We start from the raw sequence: 575 nt of genomic DNA on the forward strand, positions 1-575 counted from the left end.
CGAAGCCAACCATCAAGTTTCTCCAGTTTCGTAATGATATTTGCATGTTTAAAGTAGTTGATCCAACCACGTTGGATTTCTAATAGCTTTTGAATGCGTTCATCAAAACTCATGGGAGTGGTTTTTCATCTCATTATAATGTAGAATTCAAAAGCATTCGATGGAACTCGCTATTAAAACCACTTTATACAAGAGAGAATATCAATGGCTCGTTTCTGGTGACTTCTTTAAGCTTTGCCTTAAAGCTTTTCCATCTCTTTTCTGCAACAATCAGTTGGTATTTACCTTTAATACCCTTTTTGTAAATGGGTACAAAAGCAAATCCAAGGATTTGAAAGTTAACCGGACGGCGGATACCACTTTTATCCCTGTTGATGGGGAGTTTAAGTTTATCCCTAAGAAATACATAAATCGTGTTACCTGCTTTTCTTGCTTCTGCTTTTGTTTTACAATAAATACTAAAATCATCAGCATAGCGTACAAAGCGTAAGCCTAATTGCTCCATTTTCAGATCCAGTTCATGAAGAACAATGTTTGACAATAACGGACTGATAGGGCTTCCTTGAGGTACTCCT

2 protein-coding genes are annotated in these 575 nt (G+C 36.7%); both read right to left on the reverse strand.

What is annotated here, in order from left to right; all coding sequences use genetic code 11:
• The coding region (locus tag OM075_RS26260) for a group II intron maturase-specific domain-containing protein (RefSeq protein ID WP_363321662.1) at window positions 1–113 on the reverse strand (113 nt) is incomplete at its 3' end.
• Window positions 114–184: 71 nt separating this feature from the next.
• The coding region (locus OM075_RS25445; RefSeq protein WP_301193370.1) for a reverse transcriptase domain-containing protein at window positions 185–575 on the reverse strand (391 nt) is incomplete at its 5' end.

Source organism: Plebeiibacterium sediminum, from assembly GCF_026013605.1.
GTDB lineage: Bacteria > Bacteroidota > Bacteroidia > Bacteroidales > Marinilabiliaceae > Saccharicrinis > Saccharicrinis sediminus.